General features: G+C 64.0%; 19 protein-coding genes. 7 read left to right on the top strand and 12 right to left on the bottom strand.

What is annotated here, in order from left to right; genetic code table 11:
* Nucleotides 1–344, top strand: a 344-nt coding sequence (locus GA0061105_RS07030) for a transposase (RefSeq protein ID WP_141130186.1), incomplete at its 5' end; no start/stop codon positions are given.
* Between the two features lie 107 nt (nt 345–451).
* Here GA0061105_RS07030 and GA0061105_RS07025 read toward each other — a convergent pair.
* A complete protein-coding gene (locus GA0061105_RS07025) occupies nt 452–853 on the bottom strand; it encodes a response regulator (RefSeq protein ID WP_064694529.1) in 402 nt (133 codons plus the stop codon).
* A gap of 10 nt (nt 854–863) precedes the next feature.
* Nucleotides 864–2,606, bottom strand: a complete 1,743-nt coding sequence (locus GA0061105_RS07020; RefSeq protein WP_208601629.1) for a sensor histidine kinase — start codon at nt 2,604–2,606, stop codon at nt 864–866.
* An 82-nt stretch (nt 2,607–2,688) separates the two neighbouring features.
* On the opposite strand from GA0061105_RS07020, the gene GA0061105_RS07015 reads away from it, so the two are divergent.
* Entirely contained in the window at nt 2,689–3,225 is a 537-nt protein-coding gene (locus GA0061105_RS07015; protein ID WP_092749015.1) for a GNAT family N-acetyltransferase, read from the top strand.
* A 318-nt stretch (nt 3,226–3,543) separates the two neighbouring features.
* On the opposite strand, the gene GA0061105_RS07010 is transcribed toward GA0061105_RS07015, so the two are convergent.
* The 3 genes from GA0061105_RS07010 to GA0061105_RS07000 all read right to left on the bottom strand — a co-directional run bounded on the left by GA0061105_RS07010 (nt 3,544) and on the right by GA0061105_RS07000 (nt 6,653).
* Nucleotides 3,544–4,458 carry a phosphotriesterase family protein gene (locus GA0061105_RS07010; RefSeq protein ID WP_092749013.1) on the bottom strand — a complete coding sequence of 305 codons (915 nt, stop codon included), beginning with the start codon at nt 4,456–4,458 and terminating at the stop codon, nt 3,544–3,546.
* Nucleotides 4,459–4,772: 314 nt separating this feature from the next.
* Nucleotides 4,773–5,405 (bottom strand): outer membrane protein assembly factor BamB family protein, encoded by a 633-nt coding sequence (locus tag GA0061105_RS07005; RefSeq protein WP_092749011.1) that lies wholly within the window; start codon nt 5,403–5,405, stop codon nt 4,773–4,775.
* Nucleotides 5,406–5,432: 27 nt separating this feature from the next.
* The gene (locus GA0061105_RS07000; RefSeq protein WP_092749009.1) at nt 5,433–6,653 is read right to left on the bottom strand and encodes a helix-turn-helix domain-containing protein; all 1,221 of its coding nucleotides are present in this window, start codon (nt 6,651–6,653) and stop codon (nt 5,433–5,435) included.
* A gap of 115 nt (nt 6,654–6,768) precedes the next feature.
* Here GA0061105_RS07000 and GA0061105_RS06995 point away from each other — a divergent pair, with 115 nt between their 5' ends.
* Complete coding sequence (locus GA0061105_RS06995) at nt 6,769–7,581, top strand: DUF899 domain-containing protein (RefSeq protein ID WP_092749007.1); 813 nt, start codon at nt 6,769–6,771, stop codon at nt 7,579–7,581.
* Between the two features lie 5 nt (nt 7,582–7,586).
* On the top strand, nt 7,587–7,925 hold the full coding sequence (locus GA0061105_RS06990) for a hypothetical protein (RefSeq protein ID WP_092749005.1): 339 nt from the start codon (nt 7,587–7,589) through the stop codon (nt 7,923–7,925).
* 266 nt (nt 7,926–8,191) lie between these two features.
* On the opposite strand, the gene GA0061105_RS06985 is transcribed toward GA0061105_RS06990, so the two are convergent.
* The gene (locus GA0061105_RS06985) at nt 8,192–9,199 is read right to left on the bottom strand and encodes an SDR family oxidoreductase (RefSeq protein WP_092749003.1); all 1,008 of its coding nucleotides are present in this window, start codon (nt 9,197–9,199) and stop codon (nt 8,192–8,194) included.
* A 288-nt stretch (nt 9,200–9,487) separates the two neighbouring features.
* On the opposite strand from GA0061105_RS06985, the gene GA0061105_RS06980 reads away from it, so the two are divergent.
* Both GA0061105_RS06980 and GA0061105_RS06975 read left to right on the top strand, forming a co-directional pair.
* Nucleotides 9,488–10,510, top strand: coding sequence for an LLM class flavin-dependent oxidoreductase (locus GA0061105_RS06980; protein ID WP_092749077.1), 1,023 nt, complete (start codon nt 9,488–9,490; stop codon nt 10,508–10,510).
* 197 nt (nt 10,511–10,707) lie between these two features.
* Nucleotides 10,708–11,616, top strand: a complete 909-nt coding sequence (locus GA0061105_RS06975; RefSeq protein WP_092749001.1) for a LysR family transcriptional regulator — start codon at nt 10,708–10,710, stop codon at nt 11,614–11,616.
* Nucleotides 11,617–11,635: 19 nt separating this feature from the next.
* Here GA0061105_RS06975 and GA0061105_RS06970 read toward each other — a convergent pair whose 3' ends face one another.
* Entirely contained in the window at nt 11,636–12,874 is a 1,239-nt protein-coding gene (locus GA0061105_RS06970; RefSeq protein ID WP_092748999.1) for an MFS transporter, read from the bottom strand.
* Nucleotides 12,871–13,521, bottom strand: coding sequence for an ArsR/SmtB family transcription factor (locus tag GA0061105_RS06965; protein ID WP_092748997.1), 651 nt, complete (start codon nt 13,519–13,521; stop codon nt 12,871–12,873). The genes GA0061105_RS06970 and GA0061105_RS06965 overlap by 4 nt, the downstream gene beginning before the upstream one ends.
* A gap of 158 nt (nt 13,522–13,679) precedes the next feature.
* Here GA0061105_RS06965 and GA0061105_RS06960 point away from each other — a divergent pair, with 158 nt between their 5' ends.
* Nucleotides 13,680–14,363 (top strand): class I SAM-dependent methyltransferase, encoded by a 684-nt coding sequence (locus tag GA0061105_RS06960; RefSeq protein WP_092748995.1) that lies wholly within the window; start codon nt 13,680–13,682, stop codon nt 14,361–14,363.
* On the opposite strand, the gene GA0061105_RS06955 is transcribed toward GA0061105_RS06960, so the two are convergent.
* The 4 genes from GA0061105_RS06955 to GA0061105_RS06940 are packed head-to-tail and all read right to left on the bottom strand — an operon-like array spanning nt 14,344 to nt 18,191.
* Nucleotides 14,344–15,156: an ABC transporter ATP-binding protein gene (locus GA0061105_RS06955; RefSeq protein ID WP_092748993.1), complete on the bottom strand. Its 813-nt coding sequence runs from the start codon at nt 15,154–15,156 to the stop codon at nt 14,344–14,346. The two genes, GA0061105_RS06960 and GA0061105_RS06955, sit on opposite strands and share 20 nt — an antisense overlap.
* Before the next feature lie 7 nt (nt 15,157–15,163).
* Nucleotides 15,164–16,201, bottom strand: coding sequence for a FecCD family ABC transporter permease (locus GA0061105_RS06950; protein WP_167358529.1), 1,038 nt, complete (start codon nt 16,199–16,201; stop codon nt 15,164–15,166).
* Nucleotides 16,198–17,202 (bottom strand): FecCD family ABC transporter permease, encoded by a 1,005-nt coding sequence (locus tag GA0061105_RS06945; protein ID WP_064694544.1) that lies wholly within the window; start codon nt 17,200–17,202, stop codon nt 16,198–16,200. The genes GA0061105_RS06950 and GA0061105_RS06945 overlap by 4 nt, the downstream gene beginning before the upstream one ends.
* A 20-nt stretch (nt 17,203–17,222) precedes the next feature.
* Nucleotides 17,223–18,191 carry an ABC transporter substrate-binding protein gene (locus GA0061105_RS06940; protein ID WP_092748991.1) on the bottom strand — a complete coding sequence of 323 codons (969 nt, stop codon included), beginning with the start codon at nt 18,189–18,191 and terminating at the stop codon, nt 17,223–17,225.
* Nucleotides 18,192–18,215 lie beyond the last annotated feature (24 nt).

Below are 18,215 nucleotides of genomic sequence, written 5' to 3'. Positions count from 1 at the left end.
TGCTGCTGGCCGTCATGCCCGAACTCGGCACGCTCAACCGCCGCCAGATTGCCAGTCTCGCCGGGGTCGCTCCCCATCCCAAAGACAGCGGCAAGGCCAGCTGGCACCGCAGCACCACCGGCGGAAGACGCCAAATCCGACCCGCGCTCTTCATCGCCGCTCTCGCCGCCTGCCGTGGCGACAACCCGCTAGCAACCGCCTACAAGGCGCTGCTCAAAGCTGCAAAACCCAAACGCGTGGCTCTTACCGCTATCATGCGCAAGATCATCACCATCGCAAATGCCCGCGTCAGAGATGCCATGCGCCAGCAAAATGAAAATCAGGCCGCACTCCTCTTAAACTGACTTGGTGAGGGAGGAAAGGTGAGCGGAAAGCCACCGATGCATGGAGCGGAAGCGAAGGCGATGATGAAGGGGCCGCACGGCACGCCCTCCCCATCTACCCCACACCGTCAAAACGACCGATTGACCGCCTTGTCGTTCTCCAGCCGCGTCACGCAGCCCTCGAGCTTGGCGAGCAGCAGGTCGAAGTCGAGCGGCTTCGTCAGGTAGTCCGCAGCACCGGCCCGCAGGCCGGCGAGCGTGTTTTCGCGGTCTGTCAGCGCCGTCAGCATGATGAAGGGGATGTTGGAGAGTTCCGGATGATTGATCTGGATTTCCGCCAGAAGCTGGTGCCCGTCCATGACAGGCATGGAAATGTCGCTGATGACGATATCGGGCCATTTCGACAGGATCATTTCCAGGCCTTCGGCGCCGTTCGAAGCCTCGAGCGTCCTGTAGCCGGCCTCGCTCAACTCTTCGACGAGGAGATTGCGGATCTCGACTTCGTCTTCTATGCACAGGACTGTAACCATAAGCTCTTCCTTAAGCTGCGACTTGTTGATCCGACAATAGACATTCTATTGGCAGAGAAATGGTAAATGTTGTGCCCTTGCCAAGCTCGCTCGCCACCTCAACGGTGCCACCGTGCAGCTCCACGACCTGCTTGACGACATTCAGACCAATGCCGGTTCCGGCGATACCCGTGGCGCTGCGGGCGCGGTAATAAGGTTGAAACAATTTCGGCAGATCATCCGCATCCATGCCGATGCCGCTATCGGCAATGGCGATTTGCACCATCTTTTCGTCAACCCGAGCGCGAATGTAAATGTCAGGCGCATTGGGCGAATATTTGACGGCGTTCGAAATCAGATTGGTGAAGACCTGTTCCATCGCGCCTCGATCGAACGTCAATCGGTCAGGGATGGGCTGGAGATGGAGATGGAAAACATGCGAAGGGCTGAGCTCGCGCTGCCTATCGCAGCAGGTGACGAGCAAGGCTTTCAGGTCACCTTCGCTCCGCTTCAGGATGATCTGTCCGGTTTCGAGCCGGCCGCTGGCAAGGATGCTCTCCATGAGATCGACCATGCGCACCACCGCGCTGCGGATCACACCAGCCTTTTCGTGAACATATTCGCCACTGACATTGGTCGTCGAGCGGCAGAGCCGCTGCGCGGCTGCGTCGATGATGGCAAGCGGCGTTCGAAACTCGTGCGACGCCATGGCGACGAACTGGCGCTGCAGCGCATTCACCTGGCGTTCGTGCACCAGCAGCCGGTCAAGCTCTTCCCTCTGTCTTTCGATTTCGGCTGTTCGATCCGCCACCATCTCTTCCAGATGGTTGCGGTGGTGGGTGAGTTCGGCCTGGCTGTCCAGCAAGGTCAGTGAGGTGCGATGCAGTCCTCGTCCGAGCCAGAACACCGCCGCGATCAGCAGGACCAGGCAGCCGAGCCCCGCCGGCGCGATCTGCTGAAGCAGCATGAAGCCCGGCCGGATCGGCTGCCACACGAGATAGCCGATCATGCCGCCGTCATGCACAGATACAGGCACCTGCGCCCGCTCGTCCGGGCCCTTCGACGCCGTAAAGCGCAGACCTTCGAGCCTGGCATAATGGCCGATGTTTTCGGCGACTTTTCCGTCGATGAATTTGACGGAGACCGCGATGAATTCCTGGCCTGCCTGGATCTGCATCCGCGTCGAACTCGGCAGCATGGGGCGCGCGCTTGCGATCGCCGGCCTGTTGCCGACCATGATCGTGCGAACCCTGGCCAGCTGGCCAAGCAGCTCGGCGCCAGGCTTCTTGCCCTCGAGGAGAGCTGCGCGCGTCTCGCCGGCCAGCGCCGTCATTTCCTGACCGTCGTCACTGGCAAGCCGCGGCGGCATGGCATCCGTCCCGTCGCGGAAAGCAAACATCAGGCGGTTGCTATCGTCGAAGATGTAGGTTCTGTCGTGTTCGAAATATCGACTCATCCAGCGGCCAACATTGTCAAGCAGCCATTCATGGTTCCGCTGCTTGGCATAAAGGAAGGCGTCGTCCCATTTGGTTACGCTTTCCTGCTCCCGGGGGAGCGCGTGGATCTGCTCTTCCAGTCCTTGGCGCACGAAGTCGGCCTGTCGACGCAGATAGAAATCGTCGACCTTCACGGCGGCGAGCCAGGCAAAGCCGCAAAGAAAAACGGCCGCCGCGCAGGTGAGCGTCACCAGGACGAGCGTGATGTGCGATGTCAGCCTGACCTTCAATACTCGCAACCTTTTGATGGCGCCCGTCCCATCGAAATTGACACGCAAAAGTTGACGGACGGTGAATTATGCGCTTCCGTGCGGTTCTGCGGCATGTCTGTTTCATCTCGCTACCTTTGAAGGAGAACGCATGGCCGCCGCAACGTCCCCCAATCCATTGGGCATCAGCATCGAACCGATCGCAGCCGCGCACATCGACAGCTTTCACCGCGCCCTCGACGTGGTCGCGCGGGAGAAAAAATACCTGTCCCTGCTGGAAGCAACGCCCTTGCCGCAAACGCGTGAGTTCGTGATGGGGATGATTGCAAAAGGCAATCCGCAATTCGTTGCCCTAATCGAGGAAGAGGTCGTCGGCTGGTGTGATATCAGCCGACACTTCTTTCCCGCGAACGCCCATCGCGGACGCCTCGGAATGGGAATTCTTCCCGCCTATCGTGGCCAGGGTCTAGGGCGAAAGCTCATCGAGACGACATTGCTAGCCGCGCAGGGAGCTGGCTTTATGAGGATCGAACTCGACGTATACAAGGACAATACCCGCGCGATCGCACTCTATGAAAAACTGGGATTCACGCGGGAAGGCATAATTCGGCGCGCGGCGCGCATCGATGGCCGCTTCATCGATGCGATCGGCATGGCGCTTCTATTCGACGAGAATCAGTCGGGATAAATAGTCGTCTTGTCAGCGCCTCTTGGACGATCCCACACCGCTCGATCGGGACCGCTAAACGGCCCCCATAGCATTCCGGGAAACCTCCGCCCTTGCGAAGTAGAGCGACTGTGAGCGGGTGAATCGGGTCTTGAGGAATTCACCCGCGCCTATCTCGACGCCGACTCCATCCGACGAACAAGTAATATCCGCTATCGCAGGAACGTTGTGGAGATGGCATGTATATCGCTCTTGCAGGAGATCGGAACCTGTGTCAGGCATCGGCTCCGCTCACTCTCCTAATTGGTATAATGCGGGTTCCCGTCACCCGACCACGCGCTATCGGGCGAAAGCCTCAAACGGATTGTCGTGTGTCAGGCGCATCAGGATGCCTTCGTCTACGCCCCGCCGTTTCAGCTCAGGTAGCAAGACGGTGGAAAGGTGGGTGTATGGCTTAGGTATCCCGCCCTTCGGCAACGCCGGATCGAACCAGCCGCGGTCATGGCTCAACAACATGCGGTTGCCGCAGCCCGCCTCCAGCGCCCTGATCACCAGCTCCGCCACCTCGTCATCCCCTGCCCGGCCGACATGATCATACTCGATCCAGGCGCCTCGCTCGGCGACAGCGATGTGATAGGCGAAGTCCTTCTCCTCCTGCGTGTGGATCGAGATGAATCTGTCGGCCCTGTAGCCTTCCGCCTCGATGACACCGAGCTGATCCATGACGACCCGTCCTCTGATCGTATGACTGCCGATAACGGCGTTCGTCTGCGCCGCGGCGCGCGCGGCTGCCCTCAGAATTTTCGTCTCGAGCGCAGTCATGCCGTCATCGCCGGCGCTGAGCTTGATCCAGCCCGCCTGGAACCCGGTGTCATCGATCTGCTCCGTCAGCTCACGAAGCATCCAAGCCTCCAACTTTTCCTCGGAAGCTTCGCGAACCCATTCAGGAATCCAAGGCTCGCGGTAAACTCCAGTGGGAACGACGATCGGAAAATCCGTTGCAAGCGACACAGCAAGATCGATATCCGCACGGCGCCCGACCCCACCCGTCGAGCATTCAACCAATGCCGTCACCCCGAGCTTCTTGATGCGCTCGATTTCGGGGCCCATCAGCCGAACGACGTCTTCGACATCTGCTTCGGCATAACCGGGCTGGTCGGGCGTTCTGAGGTCGACGAAAATGTGCTCGTGCGGGAGGATCATCCCAAGTTCGGATTTGCTCTTAAGCCCGAGCGTCGTGCGCAGCTGTTTCAAAGTCTCTCCTCGCGGCCATGCCGGCCAAGCGTGCAACCTCGACCGACCGAAGCCTTGACACTGCCGCGAAAGTAGATCGCCACGTGAGGAAATCAATCGCGCACCGAAGCTCTAGCAACTTGACCCTTGAGATCGACTTCGGACTTGGCACCGGGCCCTTCGAGGCTGGCTATCGCTGGGGAGAGACAGCCGGCGCCGACCTCCCGGCGCCGCACCTCCTACTTCCCCCCTCTCCCGACCCTCAAATGGCTCAGGGGCGTTCCATCCTGGCATCGACTCCCTGGATCGATTGCTTCCGCTTCGCGCAACGGGTCTTACCCCGGCCGGCGCACGGCGCGGATCTTGCCGCTGCCGCCTCCGCCGCAGAAGAAGCAGCCGGCGCCGTCGGATTCCAGGCCGGAGACGCCGGTGCCTTCGGGCATATCAAGCCGTTCCAGCACCTCGCCCGTCTCCGGGTCGATGCGCCTGACGTCGCTATCGTCGCCTTCCCAGGTGCCGTGCCAGAGCTGGCCGTCGACCCAGGTGACGCCTGTGACGACGCGGTTGGATTCGATGGTGCGCAGAATCTGGCCGGTTTCGGAATCGATCTGGTGGATCCTGCGGCCGCGGTGCTGGCCGACCCAGAGCGTACCCTCGGCCCAGGCGAGACCGGAATCGCCGCCATTGCCGGGGGCCGGGATTGTGGAAAGGATTTGCCCGCTCTTCGGGTCGATCTTGTGAATGACGTCCTCGGCGATCTGATAAAGGAACTCGCCGTCGAAGGCCGTGCCGGCGTGGGAGGCGACCTCGATCGAGCGCACCACCTCCCCGCTGTCCGGATCGAGCGCGTTCAGCCTGTCGCCGGAGGCGAACCAGACGTGGCGGCCGTCGAAAGTGACGCCGTTGACGCGCTCGGCATCCGGAAAGGGTCCATATTCACGCAAGATGGTCGCGGCAGATTTCTTCATCTCTTCCTCCTTGTGGATTTGACCATATTAGTCGCTCGGCAGTGGCCCGGGGAGTAACAAGATCGTCGGGAAAGAGGAGAGCGGCGGGCTCATCCAGCGGCGCGCCCGTCCGCGCCCGATTGCCTGCACTTTCTCCTCGCCAGCGAGCGAATCCAGTGCCCGCTGCACCGTGCGGGGGCTGGCGCCGAGCGCGATTGCAAGCGCCGAACTCGACCACGCCTCGCCATCGGCGAGGAAGGCGAGCACCGCCGCATGCGGCCCTTCGACGAGCGGAGCTAACACCGCGATTTCGCCCGCATCGCGCGGCGAAAGTGCGAAGCCGCGCTTGGTCGCGGAGACTTCCGCCATTCCCGCAAGTTCGGCGCGCAGCCGGCCGATCTCGACGCGCAGCCGGGCGCGATGCGATTCGTCGGCATGTTTGCCGCGGAAGGCCCGTGCGATCAGCGCCCCCCGCGCCACATCCCCCGGCCAGGCTTCAGCTAGCGCACGGGCGAGCGCAAACAGCACCGGCCGGCTCGCCAGCGGCACCACCGCGCCGGCCGCACGCACGACATGGCGGCAGGCGTCGACGACGACCGTACCGTTGGAAAAGAGCGCCTCCACGTCGGCAAGCAGCAGCGGCCGCTCGTCCCCGCGTGAGACGAGCCGCGCCGCCGGCAGATCGAGCACGCGCGCGGCAGTTTCGACTTCCGCCGTCAGCACCGGCATATCGGCCCGCTGCGCCGCAAGCTTTGCCCGATCGAGGGCTGCGCGCGCCGCCTGCGTGCGCAGACGGCGGATTTCTATGCCCGATGCCACCAGCTCATGGGCGGCCCGCAATGCCGGCGGCAGCGGCGTCGGGTCGAGCGCGGCCAGCGCCTGCTCGGCTTCGTCCAGCCGGCCGATCAGCACCAGCCGGCGAATGGCGATATTGCCGGCATGGGCGGCATTGACCCGGTCGCCATGCGCTTCCAAAACCTTGCGCGCCGCCTCCAGCGCCTTCGGCGGCCAGCCGAGATCGCGCGAGACCAGCGCTATCTCAGCCTCGGCGACGATGCAGCGGGCCCGCGCCACCGCCTCCCGCGGTCCGAACGCGCGCGCCGCACTCTTCAGCAGCGCTTTGGCACGGATGAGATCGCCAAGCTGCGCCATGGCAATGCCGCGCAACGCCAGCGCCGGCGCGTCATCGCGCAGCGCCACCCGTTTCAGCGCGCCGAGCGCATCACCCGATGCCAGCGCCCTCGCCGCGGCCGTAATCAACGAGTCCATTCAAATCCCGTCACACTTGTCACTCCCCGCATTTGCCGGTCCGGCCGTAATCTTCGTTCACCGGCAGGCAACCGCGCCGGATGCTACGACGAGAGACAGGCAAAGGAGAAGACCCATGACGGCACTGCTGAACGCAACACGCGACGAATGGCTGGCGGCGAGACTCGATCTGCTCGAGGAGGAAAAGGAACTGACGCGGCGAAGCGATGCACTGGCGGCCAAACGCCAGCAGTTGCCGCGCGTCAGGATCGACAAGAACTACCGCTTCGATACGGCAGGCGGCAACGCCTCGCTGAAGGATCTTTTCGGCGGGCGTTCGCAGCTTCTGGTCTATCACTTCATGTTCGGGCCGGATTACAGCGCCGGATGCCCCTCTTGCTCCTCGATCGCCGACGGTTTCAACGGCTTCTTCATCCATCTGGAAAACCACGACGTCGCCTTCTGGGCGGTCTCGCGCGCTCCGCTCGAAAAACTGGAGTCATTCAAGCGGCGCATGGACTGGAGCTTTCCGTGGGCCTCCTCCGCCGGCAGCGATTTCAACGGCGATTTCAGTGTCTGGTTCAGCCCCGAGCAGCAGCGTCTCGGCGAGATCGAGTACAACTATCGCCGCGAGCCGCCCGCCCCCGAAGCGCCCGTCCCTCAACCTCTTGTCGGCAAGACAGTGCCGGAATGGCAGCCGCGCGGCAGCGCCGAACCCATCGTCCAGATCGCTTCGATGACCGGCACCGACGTCCCCACCTACACCCGCGACCGCCCCGGCGTCAGTGCCTTCGAACTCATCGACGGCGCCGTCTACCACAGCTATTCCAGCTATGCGCGCGGGCTCGACGGGCTCTGGGGCATGTATCAATGGCTCGACCGCGCCCCGAAGGGCCGCAACGAAACCGGCGTCTGGTGGCGCCATCACGACCGCTACGGCAAGGAGTGACAACAATGGCGCTCTTCGCTCACGTCTCGAAACGGGCTGACGACGCCAGCCCCTCCCTCGACACGGCCAACTGGCTGTCGCTTGCCGCCGCCGCTGTCGGACCCGCCGGCGAGCCGGCCAAACCCGCTCTCGCCGCCGCTGATTTTCTGTCTCTCGCGGCCGCCCCGACATTCGCCGTCATGGCGCTGCTGACGGCTGCAACCGGCAGCGCCGACATGATCTGCACCACCACATCAGATGCCTTCCCGCTGACTGGAATGCTGCCGATGTACCTGCTGATGACCGGCTTTCATCTGGCTCCGTGGCTGCGGCTCGCCGCCAGGCAGAGGCTCGGCCGCAGATGATAGTTTGCCGCCTCCCAAGTCCTTTTATGCCGTGTGGCACCCCCTCTGGCCTGCCGGCCATCTCCCCCACGAGGAGGGAGATCGGCAAGAAGCTGGACCTTCGCTCCCCCTCTATCGTGTCGCAGCACTGATGCGGCTGATTGTTTGGGGAAGCCATCGCGAGCAGCCAATCTCTCCACCTGTGGGGAGATGGCCGGCAGGCCAGAGGGGGTGCTCAACGGCACGCCGTACAAGAGTGCAGCACGGCTCACCGACCATCCAATCCGCTACCAAAGCCGGTGCCGATTGCCCCAAGCCAGCCGCCGGCGCGGGTATGTCCTCTGCCCGGCAGCGCCAAGCACCAGCACAGCAACCGCGACCAGACCGATAAGGAGCGGCGCCGAATATCGGTGCGGCGATCGGAGCCCGCCGTCGATCCGGGCCGCGTCGGTGGAGGGCCGAAAGAGATTGCCGTCGCTTTCGACGGCGCGCGGCGCCCGCTTGAAATAGGCGGCCATCAAGCGGCTGAGCGCCCTGGCGGCGAGATTGGGCGCCAGCAGATGGGCGAGCCGTGTTGCAGTGGTGACCACGCCGACCGTGGTGGTGGCGCGCGGTGCCCTGGCGACGCCGACGATTGCCTCGGCGACGCGGCGCGCATCGAGCACCGGCGGCGGCGCGGAGACCTGGCGGCCGACATAATTGGCACCGTGCCTGAGTCCCGGCGTATCGACAAAGGCAGGGTAGACGTCGCAGATATGGATGCGCGGCTTGTCGGCGACCTCCGCCCGCAGCGCCTCGGAAAAGCCGCGCAGGCCGAACTTGCTGGCGCTATAGGCCGCCGCGAACGGCGCCGCCGCAAAGCCGCCGAGCGAGATCATGTTGATGAACACGCCCCTGCCCTGCTTCAGGAAGATGGGCAGCACGGCATGAGCATCGTTCATGTGACCGATCAGATTGGTGCGGATGACCTGCTCATGCGCCTCGATCGGCGTCTCCTCGAACCGCCCGACCGCGCCGACGCCGACATTGCTCACCCAGACGTCGATGTCGCCAAGTGCCTTCGCCTTGTCGGCAAGCACCCTGACTGCAGCGGGCTCGGTGACGTCGGTGACGACGGAAATCGCCTCCGCACCGAGACCTCTGCACGTCTCGGCGACTTTTCCCAAAGCCTCGCCGTTGCGAGCCGCCAGCACCAGCCTGCTTCCGCGCCGCGCAAAGGCCTCGGCGGCAGCCTGGCCGATACCGCTCGATGCTCCCGTGATGACGACCACTGCATTTTCGAGGTTGATAGACATTGTTCCGCCTTTCTGTCCTGGGAAAGCGCCGGGCTCCACAGCAGCGCAGCTGTCAAACACCTCTGCGAAACCGGAGTTCCCGAATGGCGGCAGCGCGGGAATATCCGGGGGCGGTGGCGCGGCCAAAAGCGACTCATTTTCCGCTGCGTGCCCGGTTTGCTTCGCACCCGCTGAAGCGACCATCTCCGGCCACAAGCACCGCACCCCTCCGGTTCCGATTGTCTTGCCACCCGAAACTGTGCCATGACCCGTGATTACAAACGCAACGGATCAAGGTGCGGCATCGACATGAAGAAGATCGGTTTTCTCTCGTTCGGGCATTGGACGCCCTCGCCCCAATCGCAGACGCGCTCGGCAGGTGATGCGCTGCTGCAGTCGATCGACCTTGCCGTTGCGGCCGAGGAACTCGGCGCCGACGGCGCCTATTTCCGCGTGCATCATTTTGCCCGGCAGCTTGCCGCGCCCTTCCCGCTGCTGGCAGCCATCGGCGCCAGGACCAGCCGGATCGAGATCGGCACGGCTGTAATCGACATGCGCTATGAGAATCCGTTTTATATGGCCGAGGATGCCGGTGCTGCCGACCTCATCACCGGCGGCCGGCTGCAGCTCGGCATCAGCCGCGGCTCGCCCGAGCAGGTGATCGACGGCTGGCGCCATTTCGGCTACGGCCCGCCGGAAGGTCAGAGCGATGCCGATATGGCCAGGCGCCACGCCGAAGTCTTTCTCCAAGTACTGGGCGGTGAAGGTTTCGCCAAGCCGAACCCGCGGCCGATGTTTCCAAACCCACCGGGGCTGCTGCGCCTCGAGCCACATTCCGAGGGTCTCCGCGAGCGGATCTGGTGGGGCGCAAGTTCCAACGCCACCGCGGTCTGGGCCGCCAAGCTCGGCATGAACCTGCAGAGTTCGACGCTGAAGGACGACGAGACCGGCGAACCGTTCCATGTCCAGCAGGCCGACCAGATCCGCGCCTATCGTGAGGCCTGGAAGGCAGCCGGCCATACGCGCCAACCGCGCGTCTCGGTCAGCCGCAGCATCTTCGCGCTGGTCGACGACCGGGATCGCGCCTATTTCGGCTACGGCAACGACGAGGGCGACAAGATCGGTTTCATCGACGAGAAGACCCGGGCGATCTTCGGCCGCAGTTACGCCGCGGAGCCTGACGTGCTGATCAAGCAGCTTGCCGAAGACGAGGCGATCGCCGAGGCCGACACGCTGCTGCTCACCGTGCCCAACCAGCTCGGCGTCGCCTACAACGCCCATGTCATCGAAGCGATCCTGACCCACGTCGCTCCGGCGCTCGGCTGGCGTTGACGACTTGAACGATGAGCGGGACATTGGGCGGGGCGGCCGTGGCACTCCCTCTCCTCATCACCTCTGCTCGTCACAGGCGCTGGAAAAAGGATGGCGGCTCTCCTGCTCGGCCGCCTCAACGATCGTCGACGGCCCAAGTCTTGAACCATCACATGGCTGACCGAGTTATGGCTGTACCGAACCGCTCGAGTTGCCTCATGCCGCGCACGAACCTGAACGATATCCTGATTTTCATGGCCGTCGTCGATGCCGGAAGCTTTATCGCCGGCGGCCAAGCCATGGGCCTTTCCCGTTCGGCAGCGGGAAAGGCCGTTACCCGCCTGGAGGAGCGGCTCGGCGCGCGCCTGCTCAACCGTACGACGAGGACGCTGAGTCTGACCGATGAAGGACGAGTATTCTACGAGCACGGGCTGCAGATCCTGGCATCGGTCGACGAGGCGGAAGCCAGCATTGCAGGTCAAGGCGGCACGCCGCGAGGCGTCCTCAGGCTCACCGTTCCCGATGCCTTCGGGCGGCTCGTCGTACTGCCCTTGCTCGAAAAATATCTCCGGACCTGGCCCGACGTGCAAGTCGAAGTGACCTTTACCGATCGCCCGGCCGACATCGTCGAGGACGGCTTCGATCTGGCGATCACGATTGGCGCGGCGCCGTCGGCCGCCGAAACCCGGTTGATCGCCCGCGTGATCGCCAATGACAAGACGCGGCTCTGCGCCTCGCCTTCCTATCTCGGCGACCGCGGCATGCCCCGCGAGATCGGGGATCTCGCCGCCCATGACTGCCTGTTCTTCACCAGCCGTGGCCAAAGGCAGGGCTGGCGCTTTCGCGGCGACGGCGGCGGCTGGATCAAGGCGCAGGGGCGCAGCCGCCTGAGGCTCGACAGGAGTGACGCCGTCCGCGACGCCGCCCTGGCCGGCCTCGGCATCGCCCTCCTTCCGGACTTCCTTATCGCCGCCGATTTGACTGCCGGTCGTCTCCGGCAGGTCCTGCCCGACCTCGAAACCGACGACACGAAGATCGTGGCGCTCTATTCCGATAAAGGCCTGCTGGAGCCGCGCCTGCGCTGCTTTATCGATCTGATGATCGAGGCAGTCGGACGTCAAGGCTAGGAATAAGCGTGCGCGAGGCTCACGCCACCGCCTTGTCAAAACCGCGGAAGCTCTTGAGCGCCAGCGGAGAGAGGGTCGCGGTGAGATAAGCGAGGCCGCAGAGCAACATCGCTGCGCCAAGCCCGGTCGTGCTGATCAGCGCGCCGCCGACGAGGCCGCCGAAGGGGATGAGGGCAAAGCAGAGGGCGGTGTTCATCGCCGTGACGCGGCCGGTCAGCGGCCTGGGGATGCGCTCGAAGATCACCGCCGACAGGATCGGGTTGAGGAAACCGGAGGCAAAGCCTGCGATGGCCAGCGTCGCAAAGACGGAGCCGAGCGGCGCATCCAGCGCGAGCACCAGAAAACGCGGAAATCCGGTCAGCAAAAAAGCCACCGTATAGACGATCAGGCGCGGCATGCGCTCGCCGACAACAGCGGCAATCGCCGCCCCCGCGATCGAGGCGCCGGAGCAGGCGGCAAACATCGCGCCGAGCAGCTCAGGCCCGTGACCAGCGTGCTGGGTCCAGACGGGCAGCAGCACGGCGTGATAGGCCTGATCGAGCAGATTGGTGATCGCCACCATGGCGACGATGCTGACGAGCACGGCATCGCCCCGAAGAAAGCGCCACCCCTCGCGCAGATCGTCGAGATAGGAGGGCACCTCGTCCGGCGGGGCGTCGAGGGCGGCGGGTAGCTCGGAAGTAGGCCGCATGCCGGGTATGCCGGTTGCGACGACCAGCGCGGCCGCGGCAAAGGTGGCGGCGTTGACGATAAGGGCCTGTCCCGGGCCGATCAGCCCGATCAGCGCGCCGGCGCCTGCCGCGCCCACTGTCGATGCCAGCCGTTCGATGGCGCTGGACACGCCGGTCACCCGTTCGAGCGGCACATCGGCGAGAGCGGCGATATCCGGAACCATCGCCTGCTTGGCCGCGTCGGTAGGTCCGCGCAACACGCCCATGGCAAAGACAAGAGGCAGCAGCACCGGCACAGTCAACATGCCCAAAAAATCGAGAAACGGCACCAGCCCGACCACAACAACGGAAGCCGTGTCGCAGATGATGGCGACGCGCTTGGCGCCGGCGCGGTCGATGAGCGGGCCGCCGAGCGCCTTGGCCAATACATAGGGCAGCATTTCCATCATCGCCGTCAGGCCGGTCAGCACCGGGCTGCCGGTGGCAGTCAGCACCATCCAAGGAATGGCGACGGTCGAGAGCCGGGTGCCGGCAAGCGAAAGCGTCTCAGCGACGGCGAGCGCCAGAAATGGCTTGCCCGTTCTCATGGCTCACCCTTTTCCTTGCGGTGCGGAACGCGGCCCGGATAAGGGAAGGCGTGCAGCATGACATAGAAGGGGACGATATCAGGACCCTGAGACGTCGCCTCCCCCAGTGGCGGGGCCGCCCGCATCGCTTCCAGGATGACATCGTTCAGCCGTTTCGTCAGAGCCTCGGCCTGATCAGCCGTCATCGGGATGATGATGTCGTCGGCAGCCGTCGCCTTGCGCCACTCGGCCGGCAGCTCGGCATATTCCTCGAGCGCCTGTTGCATCTGGCCGAGCTGCAGCGAGAGCGCTGCCTGGTTGAAGGCAATGTCGAGATCGAGCGCCTCCCCCGCCGCTTCGCTTGGCGGCACCGAGGTCAGCTCGTGGCTGGCGCGCCACCAGCGGTCGCGCCGCGAGGCATGCGGCGCCTCCTCGATGAATCCGTATTGGGCGAGCTGGCGCAGATGATAGCTGGTCGCGCCGCTGTTCAGGCCCAGCCGGACGGCGAGCTGCGTCGCCGTGGCGGGGCCGTCGATCCTCAGCATGCCGAGCATGCGCAGCCGAACCGGATGCGCCAGCGCCTTCAGCGCCGTCGGTTCGGGCACGACCCGGCTGACGGTGCGGGTGATGGCGGCATCTGCGGCTGGATCGGAGTTCCGCTCTTTCATGATCCTACTTTACAATTGCAAACAGATTTTTGCAAAGATTTCTTTGCAAAAATTATTCGACTTCGAAAGGCATTTGAAAACCAGCTCCGCCTATAGCCAAGCATGATCACGCGCCCTATGACCGTGGCGGTAAACCGCATGAAACGAGGGGCAAAGGGTTGGCTGAGGACGCGCAGAAAAATATCGGTACCTGGTATATCGATCCCGATGCCGAAGACAGGATGGCCGATGGGCATGCACCGATCTGGCGCCACCTGATCGATCTCATGCTCGAGCGCGACCTCTCCGATAAGAGCGTGCTCGATTTCGGCTGCAATCAGGGCGGCCTGCTGCGGCATCTCTATGCGATCCGCCCATTCCGGAAGGCGTTGGGTATCGATATCGCCGAAACCTCCATTGCCAAGGCCGAGACGCTGAAGGGCAATCTGCCGATCCAGCATCAAGTCGGCGGCAGGCTGGAAGGCTGGAGCGAGGAATTCGACCTCGCCGTCAGCCATGAGGTCATCTACCTCGTTCCCGATATCGACGCGCACGCCGCCGATATCCGCCAGGCACTGAAGTCAGGCGGCGTCTATTATGCCGTGACCGGCTGCCACACGGACAATCCGCTCTGGCCGAAATGGCGCGAGCTCGTCGCCAACCGCACCAACACCATCGTTCAGGATCGATCGATCACCGATTACGGCCGCGCCTTCGAAAAGGCGGGCTTCGATGTTTCCGCCCGCAAGCTCGAATATGACGGCTTCATCCCCTTCGTCGCGGACGGCTGGACGCCTGATTTCGCCGATGCGCTGGACTACTACACCCAAACGAAGATCGTCTTCAGGCTGGTGAAGCCTTAGACACCGCCGGCTGAAGCCGCACCAGCTCTATATCAAAATGCGGCGAGTTGTTCGGATCGACCTGGACGAAGCGGCCCCTGACACGGAAGATTTCCTGGATGAGATTGCTCTCGGCAAGCTCGCGTGGCGCGCCGTCGAATCTGAGCCGCCCCCTTTCGAGCAGCGAAATGCGGTCGCTGACGGCGATCGCCTGGTTGATGTCGTGGATCGCCATGACGATCGTCACGCCCTTTTCGCGGCTCAGCCGATGCACGAGATCGAGTACTTCGACCTGATAGCCGATGTCGAGGAAGGAGGTCGGCTCGTCGAGCAGCAGGATCTCCGCTTCCTGGGCGAGAGCGGCGGAGATCCACGCCCTCTGACGTTCGCCGCCGGATAATTCGCGCAGGCTGCGGTCGGCCAAATCAGACAGGCCGGTGCTTTCGAGCGCCCATTCGATCGCCTCCTCGTCGCGGCTGTCATAAGAGCGGAACAGGCCGACATGCGGATAGCGGCCCTGGCGCACGAGCTGGGCGACGGTCATCTCGTCGGGCGCGCTCGGCTGCTGCGGCAGGAAGGCAAGCTTCTTCGCCAGCATCCGGCGCGAGATGGAGGCGACGGCAACGCCGTCGAGCGACGCCCTGCCCTCCGCCGGGCGGATAAGGCCGGCCAGCGCATGCAGCGCGGTGCTCTTGCCCGAGCCGTTCGGGCCGATCAGTGCCCGGATCTCGCCTTTTTCAAGCGACAGGCTGAAGCTCTCGAGGGCCTTTCGCTTGTTGTACATCACCGAGAGGTCGGAGCAGGACAATGGCATTTCGGCCTCACATGGTTTTGCGCAGCAGCGCGAGCAGAAGCGGTACGCCGAAAACAGCCGTGACCACGCCGATCGGGATTTCCTCGGCCTGGCCAAGCAGTCGTCCAATGAGATCGCCGAGCGTGACGACGACGGCGCCGAGCACGATCGTCAGCGCCAATGACAGCATGAGATTCCGCCCACCCAGGAATCGGGCGAGATGCGGCACGATGAGGCCGACGAAGACGACAGGTCCGACCGCGCCGACGGCGCTTGCCGCGAGCGCGCAGGCGACGATCAGCACGATCGAGAACTGCCTGCGATAGCCGAGCCCGAAGGACCGGGCGACGGGCGCATCGAACTGCAGCAGCATCAGCGGCCGATAGACGACCGGCAACATGGCGAGCCCGGCGATCGTGAAGGGCAACAGGAAGAGCGCGTGATCCCAGCTGCGGGCATAAAGGCTGCCGGACAGCCATTCGAGAATGATCTCGATGCGGGCCGATCCCCATCCGGCGATGAGGCCGATCGCCACCGCATGCAGCACCGCGCCAACAGCCACGCCGCAGAGCGTGATGCGCAGCGCGCTGAGGCCGAGGCGGAAGGCAAGCAGATAGATGACGCCGCCGGCGAGCAGGCCGCCGGCAAGGCCTGCCGCCGGCAGCCATGCGACCGGAAGTTCGGCCAGGGTGTTCGAGCCCGGCTCGAAAATATAGACGGTAAAGAGCAGGAAGATCGTCACCGACAGCGTCGCTCCCTGCGACACGCCCATCAGCGAGGGGTCGGCCAGCGGATTGCGGGTGATGGTCTGCAAGAGATATCCCGCCAGCGAAAAGTGGATGCCGGCCAAAATGCCGGTGGCGATGCGCGGCAGCCGGATATCGAGAATGATCAGCCGCGCTTCGTCCGAACCGCCGCCGGTCAACACGGCCGCGACGTCGCCAATGGGAATATCGGCGACGCCGAGAAAGATCGCCGCCGCAATCGAGAGGACCGTTAATACGGCGAGCGCAGCTGTCATGCCGAAGCTTGCCGGACCGGCCGATATCGAAGCCCGCACGCTCATGGCGTCTCACCGGCAAGGCTCAGCCGCCCGCGCTGGACGAGATAGATGAAGACCGGACCGCCGAGCAATGCGGTGACGATGCCGACCGGCAACTCACGCGGGATTGCGACACTGCGCGCCAACACATCAGCGACCGTCACGATCAGCGCGCCGAGCGAGGCGCTCAACCCGATCTCCCACCCCGTGCCGCGGGGTTTCAGCAGCCGGGCGATGTGGGGAGCGGCAAGACCGACGAAGGCCACCGGCCCGGCAATCGGCGCGACACCGGCGACCGGAATGACGGCAAGAATGAGGATGAGCGGCTTCCACAGACCGAGCTGCAGGCCCATGCCGGCCGCCGCATGATCGCTCAGCATGAACATGCCGATGACGCGCCGCAGAACGAGCGCGCCCACGACGCCGGCGATCGTCCATGGCAGCATATAGAGGAGGTGCGACCAGGTGCGCCCCTGGAAGCCACCGGCGAGCCAGAAGAGCAGCGATGCCGATTGCGGCCCGGTCAAGAGCAGAACATAGGTGGTGATCGCGCCGAGAAACAGCGAGACGCTGACGCCGCCGAGCGCAAGCTGCAGTGGCCGCCCCTGCCCGCCGCGCGAAACCCAGAATGTCACCGAGGCAGCAAGGAGCCCGCCGGCAAGGCCGATGAAGGGATAATAGGCAGGCGAAAGCCAAGGCACGAAGACGAAGCAGCAGACGATCGGCGCGACCGCCCCCGATGTTACGCCGGTAATACCGGGATCGGCCAGCGGATTGCGCGTCAGCGTCTGCAGCACATAACCGGAAACGGCAAGTCCGGCGCCACCGGCGGCCGCCGCCAGGCTGCGCGGCAGGCGCAGCGTCCAGACGAGGACAGATTCGAGCTTACCGTCGGGCGCCAGCAGCACGCGCAGCGCTGTCTCGACCGAAAGCGTCTTGGCACCGACCAGCAGGCCGAGCATCGTCGCCAGCATGGCGGCGGCGACGATGAGCCCTATGGCCAGGAATGATTGCCGGGGGCTCATCGCAGACCTTTTTCCTCGGCTTAGTTCTGCAGTTCGGCCGGGATCAGCTTGGCGGCTTCGGCCTTCACGTCGACGGCCGGGAACGTGTCGGGGTAGAGGTAGTGCGCGGCCTCGCGCAGGACGATTTCGCGAGCGATCGGGCCGTTGGTCTCGACCCACTGGTCGCCGACATAGAAGACGCGGTTGTTTTTGACCGCCGACAGCTGTGACCAGATCGGGTTGCTCTCATGCGGGCGATCCGGACCGGAATCATAGACGAAGATGACCTCCGGGTCCTTTTCCAGCATGCTTTCCAGGCTGAGGTCGATGCCGAACTCGCCACCCGGGCTCTTCGGCCCCGGAACATTGTCGCCGCCGATCGCAGCGACGATCGAGGCCGAGGTATTTTCCGTGTGGAAGGCGAACGGCGTTGCGCCGCCCCACATGATCAGGAAGCGCGGGTGAACATTCTTCGGCGCCTTGGCGGCAAACTCCGCCAGATGCTTGCGGAAATCGGCGTTGAGCTGCTCGCCGCGCTCGGGCTTGCCGAGCAGCTTGGAAAGAGAAGCAACCTCCTTGTAGCTCTCTTCCAGCAATTCCATGTTGTAGGCGACGTAAGGTGCGATGTTCTGAAGCTGCGCCGCATTGCCCACCGTATAGCGGCGGATCGCGATGATCAGATCCGGCTTGGCTTCGGAGAGAAGTTCGAGATTGGGCTTGGCGCGCTGGCCGATCTGCTTCATTCCGGCGGTCAGGCCGAGCAGAAAAGCGGGGTCGCGGCCTGAAGTCATATAGGTGCTGGCGACCGGCTTGATGCCGAGTGCCAGCGCGACGTCATCGGCGAAATAGGAAATCGAGGCAATGCGCTTCGGCTGCGCCGGGACTTCGACAGTGATGCCCCGATCATCGACGATCGAGACCTTCTTGCCGTCATCCGCCTGGGCGGCGCCCGCCACCAGCATTGCGGATAGGCCGATGGCCGAGAAAAATTTATATACATATCGAGTCATATCTGAAAACTCCCCTCTCATGCG

This window comes from Rhizobium aethiopicum (genome assembly GCF_900094625.1).
In the GTDB taxonomy this organism is placed as follows: domain Bacteria; phylum Pseudomonadota; class Alphaproteobacteria; order Rhizobiales; family Rhizobiaceae; genus Rhizobium; species Rhizobium aethiopicum.
This window is presented reverse-complemented; position numbering and strand designations above follow the sequence as displayed.